Source organism: Micromonospora sp. NBRC 110037 (genome assembly GCF_001652995.1).
In the GTDB taxonomy this organism is placed as follows: domain Bacteria; phylum Actinomycetota; class Actinomycetes; order Mycobacteriales; family Micromonosporaceae; genus Micromonospora; species Micromonospora chalcea.
Map to the genome: position 1 here is coordinate 37,391 of NZ_BBVA01000016.1, position 21,181 is coordinate 58,571.

17 protein-coding genes, 2 pseudogenes and 4 riboswitches are annotated in these 21,181 nt (G+C 72.0%); of the genes and pseudogenes, 9 read left to right on the plus strand and 10 right to left on the minus strand.

Going from position 1 to position 21,181, the window contains the following annotated elements; all coding sequences use genetic code 11:
* The first annotated feature begins 144 nt into the window (after nt 1-144).
* A complete protein-coding gene (locus A4R25_RS29315; RefSeq protein ID WP_064448779.1) occupies nt 145-1,593 on the plus strand; it encodes a VCBS repeat-containing protein in 1,449 nt (482 codons plus the stop codon).
* 20 nt (nt 1,594-1,613) lie between these two features.
* Nucleotides 1,614-3,683: an N-acetylmuramoyl-L-alanine amidase gene (locus tag A4R25_RS29320; protein ID WP_064448780.1), complete on the plus strand. Its 2,070-nt coding sequence runs from the start codon at nt 1,614-1,616 to the stop codon at nt 3,681-3,683.
* 224 nt (nt 3,684-3,907) lie between these two features.
* Here A4R25_RS29320 and A4R25_RS30935 read toward each other — a convergent pair.
* Nucleotides 3,908-4,146, minus strand: a pseudogene (locus tag A4R25_RS30935) (MFS transporter); the annotation flags it as partial.
* A 588-nt stretch (nt 4,147-4,734) separates the two neighbouring features.
* Nucleotides 4,735-4,919, plus strand: a riboswitch (cobalamin riboswitch).
* Nucleotides 4,920-4,960: 41 nt separating this feature from the next.
* On the opposite strand from A4R25_RS30935, the gene A4R25_RS29325 reads away from it, so the two are divergent.
* From A4R25_RS29325 to A4R25_RS29345, 5 genes and pseudogenes are all read left to right on the plus strand, one after another.
* Complete coding sequence (locus tag A4R25_RS29325) at nt 4,961-5,944, plus strand: ABC transporter substrate-binding protein (RefSeq protein WP_064448781.1); 984 nt, start codon at nt 4,961-4,963, stop codon at nt 5,942-5,944.
* Between the two features lie 44 nt (nt 5,945-5,988).
* Complete coding sequence (locus A4R25_RS29330; RefSeq protein WP_030502030.1) at nt 5,989-7,008, plus strand: iron ABC transporter permease; 1,020 nt, start codon at nt 5,989-5,991, stop codon at nt 7,006-7,008.
* Nucleotides 7,008-7,766 (plus strand): ABC transporter ATP-binding protein, encoded by a 759-nt coding sequence (locus tag A4R25_RS29335; RefSeq protein ID WP_064448782.1) that lies wholly within the window; start codon nt 7,008-7,010, stop codon nt 7,764-7,766. The genes A4R25_RS29330 and A4R25_RS29335 overlap by 1 nt, the downstream gene beginning before the upstream one ends.
* A gap of 597 nt (nt 7,767-8,363) precedes the next feature.
* Nucleotides 8,364-8,624: pseudogene (locus A4R25_RS32060) on the plus strand (cobyric acid synthase CobQ); the annotation flags it as partial.
* A 53-nt stretch (nt 8,625-8,677) separates the two neighbouring features.
* Entirely contained in the window at nt 8,678-9,418 is a 741-nt protein-coding gene (locus A4R25_RS29345; protein WP_064448783.1) for a cobalt-precorrin-6A reductase, read from the plus strand.
* Nucleotides 9,419-9,440: 22 nt separating this feature from the next.
* On the opposite strand, the gene A4R25_RS29350 is transcribed toward A4R25_RS29345, so the two are convergent.
* The 6 genes from A4R25_RS29350 to A4R25_RS29375 form a co-directional block, all read right to left on the minus strand.
* Nucleotides 9,441-10,223: a CbtA family protein gene (locus tag A4R25_RS29350; RefSeq protein ID WP_030275084.1), complete on the minus strand. Its 783-nt coding sequence runs from the start codon at nt 10,221-10,223 to the stop codon at nt 9,441-9,443.
* A 111-nt stretch (nt 10,224-10,334) separates the two neighbouring features.
* Nucleotides 10,335-10,544 (minus strand): CbtB-domain containing protein, encoded by a 210-nt coding sequence (locus A4R25_RS29355; protein WP_013476133.1) that lies wholly within the window; start codon nt 10,542-10,544, stop codon nt 10,335-10,337.
* Nucleotides 10,543-10,683: riboswitch (adenosylcobalamin (AdoCbl) riboswitch) on the minus strand. It overlaps the preceding gene by 2 nt.
* Nucleotides 10,683-11,705 carry a uroporphyrinogen-III C-methyltransferase gene (gene cobA, locus A4R25_RS29360; RefSeq protein ID WP_013476134.1) on the minus strand — a complete coding sequence of 341 codons (1,023 nt, stop codon included), beginning with the start codon at nt 11,703-11,705 and terminating at the stop codon, nt 10,683-10,685. Its footprint overlaps the riboswitch before it by 1 nt.
* A 13-nt stretch (nt 11,706-11,718) precedes the next feature.
* Nucleotides 11,719-13,080 carry a cobyrinate a,c-diamide synthase gene (locus A4R25_RS29365; protein ID WP_013476135.1) on the minus strand — a complete coding sequence of 454 codons (1,362 nt, stop codon included), beginning with the start codon at nt 13,078-13,080 and terminating at the stop codon, nt 11,719-11,721.
* A complete protein-coding gene (gene cobO, locus A4R25_RS29370) occupies nt 13,074-13,688 on the minus strand; it encodes a cob(I)yrinic acid a,c-diamide adenosyltransferase (protein ID WP_013476136.1) in 615 nt (204 codons plus the stop codon). Before cobO ends, A4R25_RS29365 begins: the two co-directional genes overlap by 7 nt.
* Nucleotides 13,688-15,670 carry a magnesium chelatase subunit D family protein gene (locus A4R25_RS29375; RefSeq protein WP_013476137.1) on the minus strand — a complete coding sequence of 661 codons (1,983 nt, stop codon included), beginning with the start codon at nt 15,668-15,670 and terminating at the stop codon, nt 13,688-13,690. Before A4R25_RS29375 ends, cobO begins: the two co-directional genes overlap by 1 nt.
* Before the next feature lie 46 nt (nt 15,671-15,716).
* Nucleotides 15,717-15,861: riboswitch (cobalamin riboswitch) on the minus strand.
* A 54-nt stretch (nt 15,862-15,915) separates the two neighbouring features.
* On the opposite strand from A4R25_RS29375, the gene A4R25_RS29380 reads away from it, so the two are divergent.
* A complete protein-coding gene (locus A4R25_RS29380) occupies nt 15,916-17,124 on the plus strand; it encodes a bifunctional cobalt-precorrin-7 (C(5))-methyltransferase/cobalt-precorrin-6B (C(15))-methyltransferase (protein WP_064448784.1) in 1,209 nt (402 codons plus the stop codon).
* Nucleotides 17,121-17,876, plus strand: coding sequence for a cobalt-precorrin-4/precorrin-4 C(11)-methyltransferase (locus A4R25_RS29385; RefSeq protein ID WP_013476139.1), 756 nt, complete (start codon nt 17,121-17,123; stop codon nt 17,874-17,876). Before A4R25_RS29380 ends, A4R25_RS29385 begins: the two co-directional genes overlap by 4 nt.
* On the opposite strand, the gene A4R25_RS29390 is transcribed toward A4R25_RS29385, so the two are convergent.
* Genes A4R25_RS29390 through A4R25_RS29400 form a run of 3 tightly spaced genes read right to left on the minus strand, consistent with a single transcriptional unit; the run spans nt 17,877 to nt 20,916 of the window.
* Complete coding sequence (locus A4R25_RS29390; protein ID WP_013476140.1) at nt 17,877-19,379, minus strand: precorrin-2 C(20)-methyltransferase; 1,503 nt, start codon at nt 19,377-19,379, stop codon at nt 17,877-17,879.
* Nucleotides 19,376-20,041, minus strand: coding sequence for a precorrin-8X methylmutase (locus A4R25_RS29395; protein WP_013476141.1), 666 nt, complete (start codon nt 20,039-20,041; stop codon nt 19,376-19,378). Before A4R25_RS29395 ends, A4R25_RS29390 begins: the two co-directional genes overlap by 4 nt.
* Entirely contained in the window at nt 20,038-20,916 is an 879-nt protein-coding gene (locus A4R25_RS29400) for a sulfite reductase subunit beta (protein WP_043325467.1), read from the minus strand. The genes A4R25_RS29395 and A4R25_RS29400 overlap by 4 nt, the downstream gene beginning before the upstream one ends.
* Nucleotides 20,917-20,961: 45 nt before the next feature.
* Nucleotides 20,962-21,143, plus strand: a riboswitch (cobalamin riboswitch).
* The last annotated feature ends 38 nt before the right edge of the window (nt 21,144-21,181 follow it).

Consider the following 21,181-nt stretch of genomic DNA (forward strand, 5'->3'; position numbering starts at 1 on the left):
CCTATACCCGTCCAGCAATCGATTTCCGACCGGGTCGATCGCGTCCCGCCGCCGCTATTGACATCGATGTGGGTGACTACGAGACTCGTCAGCAATCGATTTCTCGCCCGGTGCCGCTGGTCACCCCCACCCCCGAGGAGCACGGTGAGACGAAATCTGCTGGCGATGCTTGTCGCGCTCTGCACCGTCACGGCGGCCGGCGCGGTCGGCGCGCCGGCTGCCGCCGTACCGATCGGCACGCTCGCCTGCCCGTCCGTTCCGGCCACCCACGACCCCGCCGTCACCGTGATCGTCTACCGGGTGGCCCGGTCGTACAACGTCAACGACAAGGTCATGCTCTCCACCTTCGAGGCGGGCTGGGTCGAGTCCCACATGAACAACCTGCCCTGCGGCGACAAGTCGAGCCTGGGCGTGTTCCAGCAGCGCTGGGACTACGGCTGGGGCACGCCGGAGCAGATCATGGACCCGGTCTACGCCACCACGCAGTACGTCACCCGCGCGATCACCTGCGACCGAAACAACCCCGGCTACACGGCGGGCCAGGTCGCCCAGTGCGTCCAGCGGTCGGGCTTCCCCGACCGGTACGACCAGGCGGCGGCAACCGCGCGGACGCTGCTCAACCAGGCGGCGCGTACCCACGGCATGGCCGGCGGCTCGTCGACGGACGTCAACGGTGACGGCCGCGACGACATCCTCACCTTCACCCAGAACGCCTCCGCCGACGTGTACGCGAGCACGTCGACCGGAACCGGCTTCGCCGGAACGTCGGTGAAGTGGAACGACTTCTTCTCCATCGGCGGGGAGACCGCGTCGACGGGCGACGTCAACGGTGACGGCCGCGACGACATCGTCACGTTCGCGCACGGCAACACCGGCGACGTGTACGTGGCGCTGTCGAACGGGTCGGCGTTCACGTCGCCGGGCAGGTGGCACGACTGGTTCGCCCCCGGCGCGGAGATCGCTGCCGTGGGTGACTTCAACGGCGACGGCAGGGACGACATCGTCGCGTTCACGCACAACGCCACGGCGGACGTCTACGTGGCGTTGTCGACCGGTTCGTCGTTCGCCGGTACGGCGGTGAAGTGGCATGACCACTTCTCGATCGCCGGGGAGTTCCCCGCGCTCGGGGACGTCAACGGCGACGGACGCGACGACATCATCACCTTCACCCAAGGCCCCGCGTCAGCCTCCGACGTGATCGTCGCCCTGTCGACGGGTAGCGGTTTCGGAGCGCCGCAGAAGTGGCACGACCTGTTCGCCGTCGGCGCCGAGCAGCCCCGCGTCGGCGACGTCAACGGCGACGGACGCGACGACATCGTCACGTTCACCTGCAACGCCGACGCCGACGTGTACGCCGCCACCTCCACCGGCACCGGTTTCGCCGGCACCACAGTCAAGTGGCACGACTTCTTCTGCCTACCGGGCGAGTTTCCCTACCTGGGCGACGCCAACGGCGACGGCAGGGACGACCTCATCGTCTTCACCAAGGGCGCCACGAACGACGTCTACGTGGCCCTGTCCACCGGCACCACGTTCGGTGCCAGCAGCAAATGGCACGACTACTTCGGCCTCACCGGTGAGGTGACGCTGTGACGCCAGGATGGGAGGCCCCCGTGGCCGGAACACGACGGAGACGGCGGCGCGCCGGCGTCGCCCTGCTGGTGGCGGCGCTCGCCGGCGCGGTCGCGGTGCAGCCCGCGCCGGTGTCCGCGACGCCGCCGGGCCGTACCGCGCTGGACGCCGCCTTCGTGCGGGCGGCGCAGGAGTACGACGTGCCCCGGGACGTCCTGGTAGCGGTCGGCTACGGCGAGTCCCGCCTGGACGGGCACGGCGGCGAGCCGAGCCAGGCCAACGGCTACGGGGTGATGCACCTGGTGAGCAACCCGGTCCGGCACAGCCTGGAACGGGCGGCGGCGTTGACCGGTGAGCCGGTCGCGCGTCTGAAGACCGTCACGCCGGCGAACATCCGCGGCGGCGCGGCAGTGCTGCGCGAGCTGGCCGACGCCGAGGGGCTGACCGCGCGGGACCGGGACCGGGTCACCGCCTGGTATCCGGTGGTGGCGCGGTACGGCGGCGCGGCCGACGACGCCACCGCCCGCCTGTACGCGGACGGGATCTACGAGCTGGTGCAGCAGGGCATCCCAGGCGCGGTGCCGGTCCGGGCGTACCGGGTCGAGCCGGAGCGCGGCCGCTACGCCGCGGTTCCCCCCGCCGGCACGGCGCCCCGTACGCTCGCAGCCGTGCCGGAGTATCCGGCGGCGCGGTGGGTCGCCGCGAACGGCGCGAACTACGGCATCGGGCGGTCCAGCCGGATCACCACTGTGATCCTCCACGTCACCCAGGGCTCGTACGCCGGGACGGTCAGCTGGTTCCAGAACCCGTCGTCCGGCGTCAGCGCCCACTACGTGGTGAAGTCCAGCAACGGCGAGATCACCCAGATGGTCCGCGAGGGCGACACCGCGTACCACGCCCGGTCCGGCAACGCGTACGGCGTCGGCATCGAGCACGAGGGGTACGTCGACAACCCGGCCTGGTTCACCGACGCGATGTACCGTTCCTCGGCCGCGCTGACCCGCTACCTGTGCGACAAGTACGGCATCCCGAAGAACCGCACCGGCATCAAGGGGCACAACGAGATCCCGGGTAACGACCACACCGACCCGGGACCGAACTGGAACTGGAACTACTACCTCTCGCTGGTGAACCAGGGTGGCGGGGGCCCGACCGCCCGCTATTTCGGTGGTTCGCCGACGGATTTCACCGGTGACGGCCGGGATGACGTGGTCGCGTTCACCCACGGTGCGCTGGCCGACGCGTATGTGGCCACGTCGACGGGTTCGTCGTTCGCGGGCACGTCGGTGAAGTGGCACGACTGGTTCGCCCTGCCCGGAGAGACCCCCCTGACCGGAGACGTCAACGGCGACGGACGCGACGACGCCATCGTGTTCACCCACGGCACCACCGCCGACGTCCACGTCGCCCTGTCCACCGGCACATCCTTCACCACATCCCAGAAATGGCACGACTGGTTCGCCCCCGGCACCGAAATCCCCGCCGTCGGCGACGTCAACGGCGACGGCCGCGACGACATCATCACCTTCACCCACGACACCAACGCCGACGTCTACGTCGCCCTGTCCACCGGCACCTCCTTCACCGGCACCGCCGTGAAATGGCACGACTACTTCTCCATCACCGGGGAGTTCCCCGCCCTCGGCGACGTCAACGGCGACGGCAAAGACGACATCATCACCTTCACCCAAGGCCCCGCCACCGCCTCCGACGTCATCGTCGCCCTCTCCACCGGCACCACCTTCGGCCCACCCCAGAAATGGCACGACCTGTTCGCCGTCGGCACCGAACAACCCCGCGTCGGAGACATCAACGGCGACGGCAAGGATGACATCGTCACCTTCACCTGCAACACCGACGCCGACGTCTACGCCGCCACCTCCACCGGCACCACCTTCACCGGCACCACGATCAAGTGGCACGACTTCTTCTGCCTCACCGGCGAATTCCCCTACCTCGCCGACACCAACGGCGACGGCAAAGACGACCTCATCGTCTTCACCAAAGGCACCACAAACGACATCTACGTCGCCCTCTCCACCGGCACCACCTTCGCCCCCAGCACCAAATGGCACGACTACTTCGGCCTCACCAGCGAAACCACACTCTGAGCCCGACGGCGAGCGACGCCGGCCCGGATCGGGACCGGCGTCGCTCGCCGTCCACCTACCGCTCCACCACGTTGCGCGAGCTGGAGGCAGGCCTGACCGACGGGCTGGCCTTCGCTGCCGCGCTCACGTTGCTGGTCGTGGCGGGCTGTCGCGGTGCGGCTGCGGCAGCGGCGTCACCTGCGCCTGGCCACCTGACCGGCGGGGACGTGGGCGGAACCCGGGGAGACGATCGCGGTCAGGCCGGCGGTGGACAGCGTCGCCCCGCCCAGGTCGAGCGTCCACCGGCCGGGTCCCGCGATTCCGGGACCAGTATCCGGCCGGCGAGCAGGCAGATCACCACGATCGGGACGTTCACCAGGAAGATCGCACCCCAGGGCAGGTGAGCCAGGACGAGTCCGCCGATCGGCGGCCCGGCGGCGAAGCCCAGCGCACTGGTCGCCGCCCAGATGCCGATCGCCGGGGACCAGCAACAACATCTTCCCGCTCGTCCCCGGCGTGGACGGCGTGGTACGCGACGAGAAGGGCAACGTCCGCTGCGTGGTCCTGCACGATACGCCCCTTGGAACCTTCGCCGAACGCACCCTGATCGACCCTCGCGCAGCGTGGTTCTACCCGACGGCGTGGACCCGGTGCGGATCGCCACCGCCATGAACCCGGGCGATGTCATCCTGGATCGCGCTGACGCGCCGCATCAACTTCACCGCGGGCCAGCGCGTCCTTGTCCTCGGCGCCGTCGGCAACGCAGGTCGGATGGCGATCCAGATCGCGAAGTACCGTGCTCGCTCGTCGAGCTCTTCGACGTCTGCATCGCCGGCCTCATGCCCACGACCGAGGAGCCGGTCGCCGGCGGACGTGGCCTCGCACCTGCGCTCACGTATTGCTGCTCAGCCTCAGCCACGGCGCTCACTGTCGATCACGTGCCCTCGCCCAGCCACCGCGCACGAGAAAGGAGCCGGATGGGTTGCGGGCCGACAGCCACGCCGAGGCCGGTCCGGCGCGTCGGATTTCCCACAGCGGGTGCCCGGACCGGATCCGCGGCGAGCGCGGGCCGTTATGGTGGGGACGCCGTGGTGTTCGGGAAGCCGGTGTGATGCCGGCGCGGCCCTCGCCACTGTGATCGGGAGACCGTCGGCCCTCGTCGTTTCGCGAGGTCACTGGGCAGAGATGCCTGGGAAGGCCGGCCGGCGGTTGCTTGTCCCGTCAGCCAGGAGACCGGCCACGGCACGTTCGTCCCCGTCCACGAGGTGTTGGAAGGCGGTCCCGCTGTGCGGTTCCCCATGCCCTGGCGCGTTGCCGCGCCGTTGTTGCTGTCCACTGTGCTGCTCACCGGCTGCGGCGCCGATGCCAAGCCTGCTGCCGCACCACCGGCGGTGTCCGCTGGACCGGTCGCGGTGACCAACTGCGGCACCCCGGTGACCATCGCGGCGCCACCGATGCGGGTCGTCACCATGAACCAGGCCGCCACGGAGATCATGCTGGCCCTGGGCCTGCAAGATCGGATGATCGGCACGGCCTACCTCGACGACGCGATCCTGCCCGCCTACGCGGACGCCTACGCGAAGATCCCGGTGCTGGCCAAGGAGTACCCGACCAAGGAGAAGCTGCTCGAGGCTGAACCCGATTTCGTGTACGCGTCGTACAACAGCGCGTTCGGTGACGAGGGGGTCGGTGACCGCGCCGACTGGCAGAAACTCGGCGTCGACACCTACATCTCCCCTGCCGGGTGCCCGGCGCAGACCCGGCAGGCGAAGCTCGCCATCGGCGACGTGTTCACCGAGATCCGCGAGCTCGCGGCGATCTTCGGGGTGAGCGACCGCGGCGAGAAGCTGATCGCCGACCACGAGGGCCGCATCGCCACGGCCGCAGGCACCGCCCGCAACGTGAAGGTCATGTGGTGGGACGGCGGCAGCGACGCCCCGAGCGTCGGCGCCTGCTGCGGCGCCCCCAACATGATCATGTCGGCGGCCGGGGTCACCAACGCCTTCGCCGACCTCACCGGCAGCTGGGGCGACACAAGCTGGGAGACCGTCACCGACCGCAACCCCGAGGTCATCGTGCTCGTCGACGCGAGCTGGGATCCCGCCGCGCAGAAGAAGACCTTCCTCGCCGGGCACCGCACCCTCAAGGACCTGCCCGCGGTCAAACAGCAGTGGTACGTGGTGATCCCGTTCTCGTCAACCACGGCCGGTGTCCGCAACGTCCTCGGCGTCGAAGCCCTCGCCCAGGGCATCGCCGCGCTGCCGTCCGGGGCCCCGAGCTGACCGCCGTCACCACCCGGCCCGCCCCGGTGCGCACCCACCGCCCGGTGCGGGCGGTCGGCCTGGCCGCGCTCGTGCTGGCTCTGGTCGCCGGTCTGGTGCTGTCGGTGGCCGTCGCGGTCACCATCGGCCCGGCCGACCTGACTGTCGGGACGGTGTGGACGGTCGTCGCCGGCCACCTGGGACTCGCGAACTCGGACGTGCCGCTGCTGCGCGACCACATCGTCTGGGACCTACGTTTGCCCCGGGTTCTCGGCGCCGCCACGGTGGGGGCGGGCCTGGCCGCGGCCGGTGCGGTCATGCAGACCGTCACCCGCAATCCCCTGGCGGACCCGTACCTGCTCGGGGTCTCCTCAGGGGCGTCGCTGGGCGCGGTCCTGGTGGTCGTGGCCGGCATCGGTAGTGGCGTAGCCGCGCTGACCGGCGGCGCCTTCCTCGGCGCCCTTGTCGCGTTCCTGCTGGTCGTGGGCCTGGCCGGGAGGTTCGGGGCATTGTCGCCGACGCGCGTGGTGCTGACCGGGGTCGCGGTGGGACAACTGTGCGCGGCACTGACCTCTTTCGTGATCATCTGGGTGGCCGACCCGCACGCCACGCAGAGCATCACGTTCTGGCTGTCCGGGTCGATGGCCCGCGCCGACTGGACGGCCCTGGGCTGGGCGGTACCGGTGCTGGTCGTGGTGCTGGCGGTGGTCGGCTGGCACGCCCGTACCCTCAACGCCTTCGCCTTCGGTGAGGAGGCCGCCGCGAGCCTCGGCGTCGAGGTGAACCGGCTGCGGTGGCTGCTGCTGGTCGGCACCGCCCTGCTGACCGCCGTGCTGGTCGCGGTCAGCGGCGCGATCGGGTTCGTCGGGCTGATCCTCCCGCACGCCGCCCGCCTGATCACCGGACCGGACCACCGGCGGCTGCTACCGGTCGCCGTGCTCGCCGGCGCCATCTTCCTGACCTGGGTCGACACCGCCGCCCGCACCGTCTTCGAACCGCGTGAGCTGCCGGTCGGGGTGCTGACGGCACTGGTCGGGGTGCCGGCGTTCTTCCTGATCCTGCGCCGCCGGGAGGTACGCGGCTGATGCTTCGGATCTCCGACGTCTCGTGGGCGGTGCCCGCCGCCCGCATCCTCGACCACGTCACCGGCACCGTCCCGGCGGGCAGCCTGGTCGGGCTGCTCGGCCCGAACGGCTCCGGCAAGACCACCCTGCTGCGGGCCGTCGCCGCCCTGGTGCGCCCGGATACCGGCAACATCACACTCGCAGGCGACGACGTGACTCGGCTGCGGCGCCTTGCCCTGGCCCGGCGCATCGCGTTGCTGGCCCAGCACGCCGAGACCGACCTCGACCTGACCGTCCGCGACGTGGTCCTGCTCGGCCGCATCCCGCACCGCCGGACCCGCTGGTCCGACACCGGCAGCGACCATGCCGCCGCGGTCGAGGCACTGGGCCGGGTCGACCTGGCCGGGTTCGCCGACCGTAAGTGGCAGACCCTGTCCGGTGGGGAACGCCAGCGCGTCCAGCTCGCCCGCGCGCTGGCCCAGGAGCCGGAACTGCTGCTGCTCGACGAACCCACCAACCACCTCGACATCGGCCACCAGCTTCAGCTGCTGCACCTGGTCCGCCGATCGCAGGTCACCGCCCTCGCCGCGCTGCACGACCTCAACCTGGCCGTCATGTTCTGCGACACCGTCGTCGTACTGCACCACGGCCGGGTCGTCGCCGCGGGACCACCCGCACGGGTGCTCACCCCGGCGCTGCTCGCCGACGTGTACGGCGTCGACGCAGACGTGCGGGTTCACGACGGGCGGACCGTCATTGAGTTCCGGCCGCCGTCATGACCCGGCACGTGCTGCCGGTGCCCGGTCGGTCACCCACCACGCTGGCCACGACACGATCCACCAGCTCGCCGAGCAGATGGCCGCGCGTCTGGGCGTATTCGTGCACAGGTGTTTCCTCGACGGCGCGAAACCGTTTGCTGCACGCGGCGCTCGACGCGGCCACCGGTTCACTGGTCGGACGTGACCCGGCGGTTCGACGCGCCCCGCGCCGGCAACCCGATCATCCTGGCACGATGACCGAGGCCGGCGCTGGGCCGGCGTTCCTCGCGGCGCAGCAGGCGGCGGGAGTCATTGCGGCCAGACACCGCGGTGCCTTCGCCGGCGCCGAGGAACTGCTGGGCGCCATCGGCGACGAGACCGTGCGCACCCGGGTTTCATGCTGCTCGCCGAACTCGCCCTTGGCCCTGGTCCAGTCACAGACAGGGCAGAGCATGGACGAACTCGTCCATGAGGTCACGTTGCTGATGCCGAAGTGGTGGGCAGCGTCGGACACCAGCCCGGGCTGGACCTCGCCCACGCCGAGCCCGGCGGTCCGGCGGATGGACAGCAGGCGATACTGGGGCGGTGGAAGGACAGGCTCGCCGAACCGGGCGGCTCATGGTGGCGGGCACGACGTCGGACGCGGGCAAGAGCCGGGTGACGACCGCGTTGTGCCGGGCGTTCGCACGGCGCGGTGTTCGGGTCGCTCCGTTCAAGGCACGGAACATGGCGAACAATTCGATGGCGTGTGCGGGTGGGGCGGAGATCGGCCATGCTCAGTGGGTGCAGGCGCTGGCGGCGGGCGCAGAGCCGGCCCGGCAGGCCCGGCTGGATCTGCTCGCCGACCTGGCGGAGAAACACCTGGAGGTCGACGCGCTGCTGAACCTAGCCGAGCGGGGCGCTCCCGCGGCGCCGGTGATCGGACCCTACGCGTGAGGATTCTCGTGCTCGGTGGGACGGGCGAGGCCCGCGCGCTGGCGGCCTCGCTCGTCGACGACGGTGCCGTGGTCGTGACCTCACTGGCGGGGCGGGTCGCGCGTCCCCGGCTGCCGGTGGGGCAGGTCCGCGTCGGTGGCTTCGGCGGGATCGCAGGACTGGCCGCGTACCTGGCGGAGACCCGGGTGCGTGCCGTGGTCGACGCGACGCACCCGTTCGCGGAGAAGATCAGCGCCAACGCGGCGGCGGCGTGCCCGGCCGCCGGGGTGCCCCTGCTCCGTTTGGAACGGCCCGGCTGGGCCGCTCGCCCCGAGGCGTCGGCCTGGTACTGGGCCGGTGACCACAGTGAAGCTGCCCGGGTGGCGGCCGGTCTGGGCGACCGGCCGTTCCTCACCGTCGGACGGCAGTCGCTGGCGCACTTCGTCGAACCGTTGCGCCGGCACGCGTGCCTGGCTCGCGTGGTGGACGAGCCCGACATCGTTCTGCCGGTGTCGTGGAAGCTGCTGCGCAGCCGCGGTCCCTACACCCTCGCGCACGAGCGGGAGGTGATGGCGGGCACGGACGTTCTAGTTACCAAGGACTCCGGCGGTGACCACACGGTCGCGAAGCTGGAGGTCGCCGCCGAGCGGGCGATGCCGGTCGTGATCGTGCGCCGCGCCGGGCCGCCGGCCGGAGTGCCGCTGGTCCGTGACGTGGACGCCGCCCTGGCGTGGGTGCGGGCGTTGCCCGCACCCTGACGCGAGGTTCAGCCGGGAAGGTTCAGAGCGTGGCCGCCAGCTCCTGGCGGCGCAGCCGCTCGGCGGCACGGTCCGCGTCGCGTCCGACCAGACCGGTCAGCACTGCACCCAGGACCGCCCAAGTCGCGGCCAGGGTCGTGATCGACGAGATGCGGAAGTACCAGAGTGTGTCGGCCGGGAAACCGCCGACCTCGTTGACTGTCGGCAGCAGAGCCCCGGCGACCACGACGACCACGAGATAGGCGCCGGCACCGGCCAGCACCGCCGAGTATGCGCCCAGCTGGGGCAGCAGACGCCGGGCCAGGACCACGGCGCCGATCGCGGCGGCCAGGCTCAGTGCCCAGAACCCGAAGTACAGCGCGGTCCGCTCGTTGATCGTGTCACCGGAGCCGACCGCCGGTGGTGTGGCGGGGTACTTGAGGAACGGCACGAGGGCGGTGGCGACGAAACCGACGGCGGCGACCACCGCGGTGCTGGCCCGTGCGGACAGGGAGCCCAGACGCCCGGCGGCGAAGGCGGCAGCGAGCGCGGTCGCTCCACCGAGGACGATGCCCACCAGGATGGTGCCCAGTGCCAGGCCCCCGGTGGACTGGGTGCCACGCGAGACCTCGGCCTCCTCCTCATCGTGGCTGTGAGACTGCTCGGCGGTGGCATTGTCGTGCGGGTGCTCGGCGGCACCGGCTTCCTCCAGGGCGATGGCTGCATCGACCTGGGGTTCGGCGACGACGTAGGAGACGAGGAAGGCCGCGAAACCGGCGATGAGCCCGGCCAGCAGCCCGTGAACGAGAAAAGTGCGAGGGGTCATCAAGGGTCCGTTCGAGAGCCGGCCGCGGGCAGCACGAAACGCCCGCAGCGCCGGTGACGAGGAAAGACGAAAACTCCGGCCGGGCCGGGCGAACTGCCGCGTGGCGTGGTGTCAGTGGCAGGGGAAGCCCAGCACGTGCCGTGCGTCGTGCGTCAGCTCGTGGATGAAGGTGCCCTCGAAGACGGAGAAAGCTCCCTGCTCGGCGCCCACGAAATACAGGACGACGGCGGTGACCAGCGCGAAGAACAGCGCCCAGGGGGCGAGCGCGCGAACGGGGATGGTGGGAAGAACGGCCGGAATGGCCGTGGTCGCCTGAGGCATGACACTCCTTGGGATGCTGCGTCCCGTCGATGGGTGGTCGACCTGGCTGGAGGGTCTGGCTTCGCCGCGAGCGGCGTCACAGTAGCGCGACTGCGCCGGATTCACACCGGCTTCCTTCAGCAGGGTGGCACGACCATATCAGGTATCGGAGCAACGCGACGCTGTCGCGACTGCCTGCACGGCGGCCGGTCCGAGGGCGACGACGTGGCCGATCACCGTTACGGCGGGCGCGCCGATGCCGGCCTCGGCGGTGTCGGCGACGACGTCGGCGAGGGTACTGCGCAGCACCCGCTGGCCGGCCGAGGCGGCGTCCGCGACGACGGCGCAGGGTGTGTTCCGGTCGAGACCGGCGGCGACGAGCGCGTCGGCGATGGCCGCGAGGTTGCGCATGCCCATCAGCACCACGAGGGTGGTGCCGGTGCGGGCGAGGGCGGCGTAGTCGATCGACGAGTCGGGATGGCCGGGCGGTACGTGGCCGGAGATGACGGTGAAGCCTTGCACGAGTCCGCGGTGGGTGACCGGGATGCCGGCCAGCTCCGGGGCCGCGATGCTGGAGGTCACGCCGGGTATCACGGTGGTGGGGACGCCGGCTTCGGCGCACGCGGTGACTTCCTCGAAGCCGCGGCCGAAGACGTACGAGTCGCCGCCCTTGAACCGCACAACGTGCCGTCCGGCGCGGGCGTGCTCGACGAGCAGCGCGTTGATCTGTTCCTGGCTCGTGCTCCGCCCGTACGGGATCTTGGTGACGTCGATGATCTCGGCGTCCGGGCGCGCCCACTTCAGGGCCTCCCACGGGGCGAGCCGGTCGGTGAGGATCACGTCGGCCTGCTTGACGGCCGCGCGTCCGGCGACGGTGACCAGCCCCGGATCGCCCGGGCCGGCGCCGACCAGCGTGACGTGTCCGGCCGTTCGGACCGCTGCCGCCGACCCGGCCTCCGAGGGTGCGACGGTACGCAGCACGACGTCGAACCGGCTCTCGTCGACCGGGGTGGTGACCCAGGTCAGGCGCCCGCGGAGGGCGAGGTCCTCCAGCGCGGCGCACACGGCCGGCGCGGCGACGGTGACCAGGGCCCGCTTGTGCAGCAGCGCACTGACCGTGACGGCGGCGGGTGCGCTCCCGTCGAGGACGAGCACGCTACGGCCGGTAAGGTTCAGCTGCATGTGACGGTGATTCCTAACGTGCTGAGGAGACAGCCGTCCGGTGTACGGCCTCGGTGAACGACTGGGCCAGATGCGGGTGCCCAGCCCAATGCACGTGCAGATAGGACGCGCTGAGGCTGGGGGAGGCGAATCCGGCATTGCGGCCCTCGATGCGCCAGGCGGGGTGCTCGCCGTGACCGGGTGTGACGGTGGTGCGGTGGAATTCGTGGCCGGTGGCAGCGGTTCCCCGCTCGCCGAGCAGCTGGTCCGAGCCGAGTCCGGCACGGTGGTACGCGAGGGTGAGGCGCGGCGTCATGACTGCTTCGGCGTCGAGCGCCCCGACCATGGGATGGCCGTCGACGGAGCGGCACAGATACAGCAGGCCGGCGCACTCGGCGACGGTGGGGACGCCGTCGAGGACGGCCTGGCGCAGTTCGTGGCGCAGCGTCGTGTTGGCGCTCAGCGTGGACGCGTGTACCTCGGGGAACCCCCCACCGAGGTACAACCCGCGTGTCCCGGCGGGAAGCCGCTGGTCGCGGGCCGGGTCGAACGGAACGACGGTGCAGCCCGCCGCCTGCAGCAGCTCGGTCGTCTCGGCGTACCGGAAGGTGAAGGCACGCCCGGCCGCGACCGCAACCACCGGTGATCCGGCGCCCAGCCGCCGGACGTGCGCGGCGGGATCCCATGGCTGGGCGTCCAGATCGGGTGCGGTGCGTGCCACCTGCAGCACCGCATCGAGGTCCACGTGGCGGGCGATCTGCTCGGCCAGCACGTCCAGGGCGGCGGCGGCCTCCTCACGTTCGGCTGCCGGCACGAGCCCGAGGTGGCGCGACGGGGCGCTGACACCCTGGTCGCGGTGCAGGATCCCGAGCACCGGTACGCCGGTGGATTCCACCGCCCGGGCCGCCTCGGCGGCGTGGCGGGCGGACCCGGCTTTGTTGAGCACGACACCCGCGACGGTGACGCCGGCCTCGAACGTGCCCATTCCGTGCACGACGGCCCCTACGCTGCGCGAGGTGTGCGAGACGTCCACGACCAGCAGGATCGGGGTGGCGGTCAGGGCCGCGAGGTGCGCGGTAGAGGCGAAACCGTCGCCGCCGATGCGGCCGTCGAACAGGCCCATGACCCCTTCGACGATGGCGATGTCCGCGTCGCGTGCGCCGTGCAGCAGCAGCGGGATCACGAGTGAGGGGTCGGTCAGGTGCGGGTCGAGGTTGCGGCCGGGGCGTCCGGTGGCCAGCGCGTGGTAGCCGGGGTCGATGTAGTCGGGCCCCACCTTGTGCCCCGACACGGTGTGCCCGCGCGCGGCCAGCGCGGCCATGAGCCCGGTCGCGACCGTGGTCTTGCCGTGGCCGGAGGCCGGCGCCGCGACGATCAGCCGCGGAAGGCTCACCATTCGATGCCTCGTTGGCCCTTCTGGCCGACGTCCATCGGGTGCTTGACGTGCTGCATCTCGGTCACCAGATCGGCTGCCTCGATCAGCCGGTGGTCGGCCCGGCGCCCGGTGACGATCACGTGCTGACGGCCGGGACGGTGGACCAGTGTCTCCACGACGTCGCCGACGTCGACCCAGCCCCACTGCATCGGATAGGTGAACTCGTCCAGGATGTAGAGCTGGTGCCGTTCCGCCTGGATACGGCGCTTCACCTCCGCCCAGCCCTCGGCGGCGTCCGCGGCGTGGTCCGCCTCGGTGCCGCTCTTACGGCTCCAGGACCATCCGGAGCCCATTTTGTGCCACTCGACTGGCCCGCCTTCGCCGGTCTGCTCGTGCAGCAGCCCGAGCCTCTCCAGGACGGTCTGCTCCCCGATGCGCCACTTGGCCGACTTCACGAACTGGAACACCCCGATGTCCCAGCCCTGGTTCCAAGCGCGCATCGCCATACCGAAGGCGGCGGTCGACTTGCCCTTGCCGTTTCCGGTGTGGACCATCAGCAGCGGCCGGTTGCGCCGCTGGCGGGTGGTGCTGCCGTCGTCCGGGACGGTGAGCGGCTTACCCTGCGGCATCAGGCCACCCCCGCCCGCGGAGCGGTCGCCGTGCGAACGACCCCGGTGAGCCCGTCGGCGGTCACTTCACCGAGCGGCACGTGCTCGGCCCTCAGATGAGTGGCAAGCCGGGCGGCGAGGCCGAGCCGGAATCGTCCGGTCTCGCAGTCCACGACGACGACCTGGACACCGCTGGTGGCGAGCGCGGCGGCGGCGCGGTGGGCACGACCCAGCGGGTCCGGGCCGGAGGTGGCGCGGCCGTCGGTCACCACGACGAGCAGGGGCCGGCGGGACGGGTCGCGCAGCGCCTCCCGGCGCAGCACCTCCCCACTGCGTTCCAGGCCCTCCGCGAGCGGGGTCCGGCCACCGGCCGGTAGGTCGGCCAGGCGGCGGGAGGCGACGTCGACCGAGCCGGTCGGTGGCAGGACGACCTCGGCGGTGTGCCGGCGGAACGTCACCAGTGCGACCTTGTCCCGGCGGCGGTAGGCGTCCAGCAGCAGCGACAGCACAGCGGTCTTGACCTGCTCCATGCGGCGGCGGGCCGCCATCGAACCGGACGCGTCCACGCACAGCAGCACGAGGTTCGACTCGCGCCCGACGGTCTCGGCCCGGCGCAGGTCGCCGGGCACGAGCGCGAGGCCGCGACCGCCGGTCAAGCCACCCCGGGAATGCTGATGCGGCGCCGCCGCGGTGATGGTGCCCGGCAGGTGCAGCCGGCCGTCGCCGGACGTGCGCCGCCGCTGCCCGGCGACACGGCCCTGCGGTGTTCGTGCCCGGGACCGCCGGCCGGCCTGACCGTCGCCGGTTCCTTTCACGACCAGCAAGCGGGCACGTGCGGGCTCGCCCGCGGATGCCATCGATGTGGCGGCCTGCCGTTCGGGCTCCGGTACGGGCGGGCTCTCGCCGGGAGAGCCGGGCACGTCCCCGGCCGATCCGTCGTGCCCGGTGTCGTCGGGCAGACCGCCGCCGGGACCGTCGGGTCCGGGGTCGGGGTCGTTGTGGCCGAGTAGGTCGTCCAGGCGGTCCTGGTCCAGGCCGGGCTCGTCGAAGGGGTTGCGGCGGCGGCGGTGCGGCAGCGCGAGACGGGCGGCGATGCGGATGTCCTCGAGTGTCACTCGCGTACGTCCCCGCCAGGCCGCGTGCGCCGCGGCGGCGCGAGCGGTGACGAGGTCCGCACGCAGGCCGTCCACGTCGAACGCGGCGCACAGCTCGGCGATCCTGGTCAGCGTCTCGTCGTCGAGCACGACACCGGCCAGCGAGCGCCGGGCGGCGGCCAGCCGGGTGCGCAGGGCTTCCTGCTCGCCGGCCCAGCGTGTGGCGAAGCCCTCCGGGTCGGCGTCGAATGCGAGCCGGCGGCGGACCGCCTGCACCCGCAGGACGGGGTCACGCGGGGCGGCGACCTCGACCGTCAGGCCGAACCGGTCGAGCAGCTGCGGGCGCAGTTCGCCCTCCTCCGGGTTCATCGTGCCGATCAACACGAACCGGGAGGCATGCTCGACCGAGACACCGTCGCGTTCGACGCTGACCCGGCCGGTCGCCGCGGCGTCGAGCAGCAGGTCGACCAGGTGGTCCGGCAGCAGGTTGACCTCGTCGACGTACAGCAGGCCACGATGGGCCCGGGCCAGCAGGCCAGGCTCGAACGCGACGACGCCGTCTCGCAGCGCGGCATCGAGCTTCAGCGATCCGGTCACCCGGTCGTCGCCGGCTCCGACGGGTAGTTCGACGAGGCGTACCGGCCGTTCGACGACGGGCGTGGGCACGTCGAACGGCCCGTCGGGGCAGACCGCCGAGGGATCGTCCGGGTCGATGGAGAACCGGTCGCCCGCATAGACCCGTACCGCCGGGAGCACCTCGGCGAGGCCGCGCACGGTAGTGGTCTTGGCAGTGCCCTTCTCCCCGCGGATCAGGACACCGCCGATGAGCGGATCGATCGCGACCAGGGTGAGGGCGAGAGTCATGTCGTCGGCGCCGACGACGGCACAAAAGGGGTACTGCGCTGGCATGTAGGGCTCCCGCTCGATCTGCCATGGCGGTCCACGACGCGGCATGCGCCGTGGATCGGATCGAGGCCGGTCTTCGGACTTCCCAGGTCAATGCCTGGATCACCGCAGCGGGCCCTGTGCCGGATTCTCACCGGCTTCCCAGATTCTCCCCGCGACCACGGTCGTGGGGCACCTCGAACCTGTGCATCACCATAGACGCCCCGGTGGCCGGGGCAAGGGCCGGTGGGCGGCTAGGGTGCATCTCCATGGAGGAGCGGGTGACCGTGGTGGGGATCGGGGCTGACGGGTGGGTGGGTCTGCCGGAGCCGTCCCGGGCGCTGGTGCGGGCGGCCGCGACGCTGCTCGGCGGGCGGCGGCACCTCGAGGCGGTGCCGCCCGTCGACGGCCAGCAGCGCGTGGCGTGGCCGTCGCCGCTGCGGGACAATCTGCCAGGTGTGCTCGCCTCCGCGCGAGGGCCGGTTGTCGTGCTGGCCTCCGGCGACCCGCTCGTGTCGGGTATCGGCACGACGCTGCTGGACGTCCTGGGCCCGGAGCGCGTGACGATCGTGCCCGGGGTCTCCTCGGTAGCCCTCGCCCGAGCACGTCTCGGATGGCCGGCCGAGTCCGTCACCACGGTCAGCCTGGTCGGCCGGGACCTACGGCTGATCGTGCCTGCGCTCTCGGCCGGGCGCCGGCTGCTCGTGCTGTCCAGCGACGAGACGACACCCGCGGCCGTGGCCGCGGTGCTGACCGGGCTCGGTTGGGGGCAGTCCAGGCTGGTCGTGCTCGGTGACCTCGGTGCCGCCGGTGAGTCGTGTACCGCGACCACCGCGGCCGGGTGGGACCTGAACGACGTGCCGCGGTTGAACGTTCTCGCTGTCGAAGCTCGCGGTGCCGGTCCGGGCTGGGCCTCGGGCGGCGTGTTGCCCGACGACGCGTTCGAGCACGGCGGGCAGATCACCAAACGTGACCTGCGGGCCAGTGCCCTGGCCCGGCTCGCGCCCGCGCCCGGTCAGCTGCTGTGGGACGTCGGCGCCGGCAGCGGCTCGATCGGTGTGGAGTGGATGCGGGCCTGGCCGACGGCACGGACGATCGCGGTGGAGCCCCGCTCCGACCGGGCCGCGCTGGTGCACCGCAACGCCGCTGCCCTCGGCGTGCCGGGTCTGTGTCTGGTCGAGGGTTCGGCGCCCGGGGCCCTGTCCGGCCTGGACCGTCCCGACGCGGTGTTCGTCGGCGGCGGGGCCACCGTCCCCGGCGTGCTGGACACCTGCTGGGATGCGCTCGGCGCCGGTGGACGGCTCGTCGTGCACGGTGTCACCGCCGAGACCGAGGCGGTGCTGCTGAAGCAGCACAGCCGGCGCGGCGGTGAACTCGTCCGCCTGCACGTCGAACGCGCCGAACCGCTCGGCGGCTTCACCGGCTGGACGCCCGCACGGGCAGTCAGCCAGTGGTCCATCGTCAAGGGAGATTCATGACCGTCCATTTCGTCGGGGCCGGGCCCGGCGCCGCCGACCTGCTCACCCTCCGCGCGGTACGCCTGCTCGAGTCCGCCGACGTGTGCCTGTACCCGGGCACGTACCTCGACGCCGAGGTGCTGGAGCACTGCCGTGACGACGCCCGGCTGATCGACACCCAGCACCTCGACCTGGACCAGATCACCACGCACCTGGTCCAGGCACACGCCGACGGGTCCGAGGTCGTACGGCTGTGCTCCGGTGACCCGTCGCTGTACTCGGCGGTGCACGAGCAGGCACGCCGGCTCGACGCCGCCCGGGTCCCGTGGGACGTCACGCCCGGCGTGCCGGCCTATGCGGCTGCTGCCGCCGCCGTCGGCGCCGAGCTGACCGTCCCGGAGCTGGCCCAGTCGGTCGTGCTCACCCGCGCGCAGGCCCGGTCCACGGTCATGCCGTCGGGAGAGAAGCTCGCCGCGTTCGCCGCGACCGGCGCGACGCTCGCCCTGCACCTGGCGGTCACGCGTACCCGCGAGCTGGCCGCCGAACTGGCCGGCTACTACGGCCACGACTGCCCCATAGTCGTGGTGCACCGGGTGTCGCAGCCGCAGGAGCTCATCCTGCGCGGCACGCTGGCCGACATCGGCGGCCGGGTCGAGCAGGCCGGTCTGCGACAGGCAGCGGTCATCCTGGTCGGCCCGGCGCTGGCCGGGGACGTCCGTGGCGGCGAGTCGTTCCTCTACTCGGCCGGTCGCGAGCGCCGCGTGCGCGGCTGATCAGGGCACGAAGCGCGGGCTCCAGACACGTCCGGCCGCGGTGACTCGCGTCGCCGAGGCGCCGATGATCAACAGGCATTTCATGTCGATGCTGCCGGGGTCCAGTTCGCCGAGCGAGGTGACGGTGAGACTCTCCCCGGCCCGGCCGATGTCGCGGCCCACGACCACGACCGTCCGGGGGGACTTGTGCTCCAGCAGCACGGCCCGGGCCTGCGCGACCTGTTCGGTGCGTGAGCGTGAGCGCGGGTTGTAGAGGGCCAGCACCAAATCCGCCTCGGCGACAGCGCGCAGCCGCTTGACCACGACCTCCCACGGCTTGAGCCGGTCCGACAGGCTCATCACCGCGAAATCGGCCCCGATCGGCGCGCCCGCGCGCGCCGCGACCGCCTGGACGGCGGAGATCCCGGGTACGACACGGATGGCGACGCCGGCGTAGCGGGGGTCCTCCGCGGCCTCGAACACCGCCGACGCCATGCCGAAGACGCCCGCGTCACCGCCGGAGACGACCGCGACGCGCTCACCGGCGAGCGCCAGTTCGAGCGCCTGCCGGGCCCGCTCGAGCTCGACCGTGTTGCCGGAGGCGTGGCGGACGAGTCCGGGGCGCTGCGCGACGCGCTGGACGTACGGGCCGTAGCCGACGACGTGGCCGGCCTCGGCGAGCACCTGCGACGCCTCGGGGGAGAGCCACCGATCGGGACCGGGGCCGAGGCCCACGACGACGACCTCGGCACCGGGATAAGGTTCGGTGACCCTGGTGGCCGGGAGGTCGTAACGGGCCACTCCGGGCCGGGTGTCGCCGGGGACCAGCACGATCGAGAAGTACGGCACCGTGGCGGGGTCCACGTCGGCGACAGGCAGTACCCGCTCGGCGGTCATCGACGCCCGTTCGACGTACCAGGAGCCCTCGACGCGCCCGGCCTGCTCGAGCGCCGAGCGGACCTTGGTGAACGTCCGGCCCAGCTTCATGATCACCGCCCCGTCGGTGTCGGCGAGACGCCGGGCCAGCTCGGGCTCGGGCAACGTTCCCGGCAGCACGGTCAGCACGTCGGTCTGCCGGACCAGCGGCAGGGCGGTGGTGGCGGTGGCGGCGGCGAAGGCGGGCACACCGGCGACGACCTGCGTGTCGAACTCGCCGGCGAGCCGGTCGTGCAGGTACATGAACGAGCCGTAGAGCATCGGGTCGCCCTCGGCCAGCACGACCACGTCGCGGCCCGCACGAAGGTGGGCCCGCAGCCGCTCGGCGGCTTCGGCGTAGAAGTCGGCCATCGCCCCGGCGTACCCGCCCGGGTGCTCGGTGCTCTGGGTCGTCACCGGATAGACCAGCGCCTCCTCGATCACGTCGTCCGGGAACAGCCCGGCAGCGATGCGGCGCGCGTTGGACTGTTTGCCGACACCCTGGTGGTAGGCGATGACCTGGGCCGCGCCGATCAGCCGGGCGGCTTTGAGCGTGATCAGTTCGGGATCACCCGGGCCGACCCCGACGCCGGACAGCCGCCCGGTCACTCCGCCTCCCGGGCGAGGGCGTTGAGCGCGGAGGCGGCCATCGCCGAGCCGCCCCGGCGCCCGGTCACCACGAGATAGGGCACGTCGAGGCCGGGGGCGTCGGTGGCGAGGTCGATGAGCGCCTGCTTGGACTCGGCGGCGCCGATGAATCCCACCGGCGTACCGATGATCGCAGCTGGTCGTGGCGCGCCGTCGCGCAGCATCTCCAGCAGGTGGAACAGGGCCGTGGGGGCGTTGCCGAAGGCGACGACCGCGCCGGCGAGGTGGTCGGTCCACAGCGACACCGCCGCCGCCGACCGGGTCGTTGCCCACCGGTGGGCAAGCGCCGGGACCTCGGGTTCGTGCAGAAAGCAGCGGACCTCGTTGTCACGGGGCAGGCGGGCGCGGGTAACGCCGGCGGCGACCATGTGCGCGTCGGTCAGGATCGGCGCCCCCGCCTCCAGCGCCCCGCGGGCGGCGGCCACCAGGCCGGGGTGGATCACCAGGTTGCGGGTGAGGTCGGTCTGGCCGCATGCGTGGATCATCCGCACCGCGACCTTCTCGGCGTCGGCCGGCACACCCGAAAGATCGGCCTCGGCACGGATGGTGGCGAACGAGGCGTCGTAGATCGCCGCGCCGTCGGTGACGTAGTCGTAGCGGCGTGCCGGTGTGGTGAGACTCATGCGTTCTCCAGATCGGGGACGAGCAGGGTGCGGTACGGGGTGACGACGATCTCGCCGGCGCCGAGCGCGCGGATCTCCTCCAGCAGGGGAGCGTCCACTCGGCCGCCGGAAGCCGCGAGGTGCGCGGTGACGCGGCCGTCATCCTGAACGATCCTGCCCAGCGCGGGTGGAGGTGTGCTCACCCGGGTCCGCTCGGCACGGTCGAGTACGGTGCCCAGCAGCGCGGCGCCGGCGCCGGGCAGCTCGTCGACGTGCCAGGGTGAGTCAGGCCGGTCACCCGCGAGCCCGGCGAAGCGTACGGCGAGCCCGGTCAGCGCCGCGGCGGCCTCGTCCAGCCGGATGACTGGCCCCCACGCCGAGGTTCCGGCGCGTAGCTGCGCGGTGTCCGAGTCGAGCGCCACCAACCCCAGGTCCAAGTCACGGCTGACCAGATCACCGCGGCCGTCGTCAAGCACGAACAGGAACCGTCCGGTCAGCGCGGTGAGCCGGGGCTCGGCGCGCAGCCGTGCGTCGAGTCCGGCGACGACCGGGTGTAGATCGGCCCGGCCGCCACTGCGTCCGGTCAGCGGTGAGGCGAGGATGTTGCGGACCAGCTCGTGCGACGTGGACGGTACGAGCCCGGTCGCGATGACGTCGGCGACGACGGTCTCGGGCAGCCGCCCATCGTCGTGCTCGAGACCGCGCACCTGCAGGTTGGCGCGGCTGGTCAGGTGGACCGCGCCGTCGCCGTGCGCACGGGCCACCTCCACGAGTGCGCACAGCGCCGCAGTCGGCACGATCCCGCCGGGGACGCGCACCCGCACGAGCGCGCCGTCGTCGGCGATCCATGGGCGCAGCAGGCCGGGACACAGGTCGCGGCGGGTCCTCTCGGTCACGGCGACATGGTGCCAGAGCCCGTCCCCGGCGACACCGGCTGTCGGTGCTACCGTCGTGATGCCAGTCAAACTCAGCCATGAGCCAGGGAACCCGGTGCGAATCCGGGACTGACGCGCAGCGGTGAGGGTGACGGGCGGGGCACGACGCCACTGGACCCACGGTCTGGGAAGGCGCCCCGTCCGGTTGATCCCGAGTCCGAAGACCTGCTGGCCGCAGATCCGTCTGCGACACGTGCCCATCCAGGCCTCGCGCACAGGCCCCGGA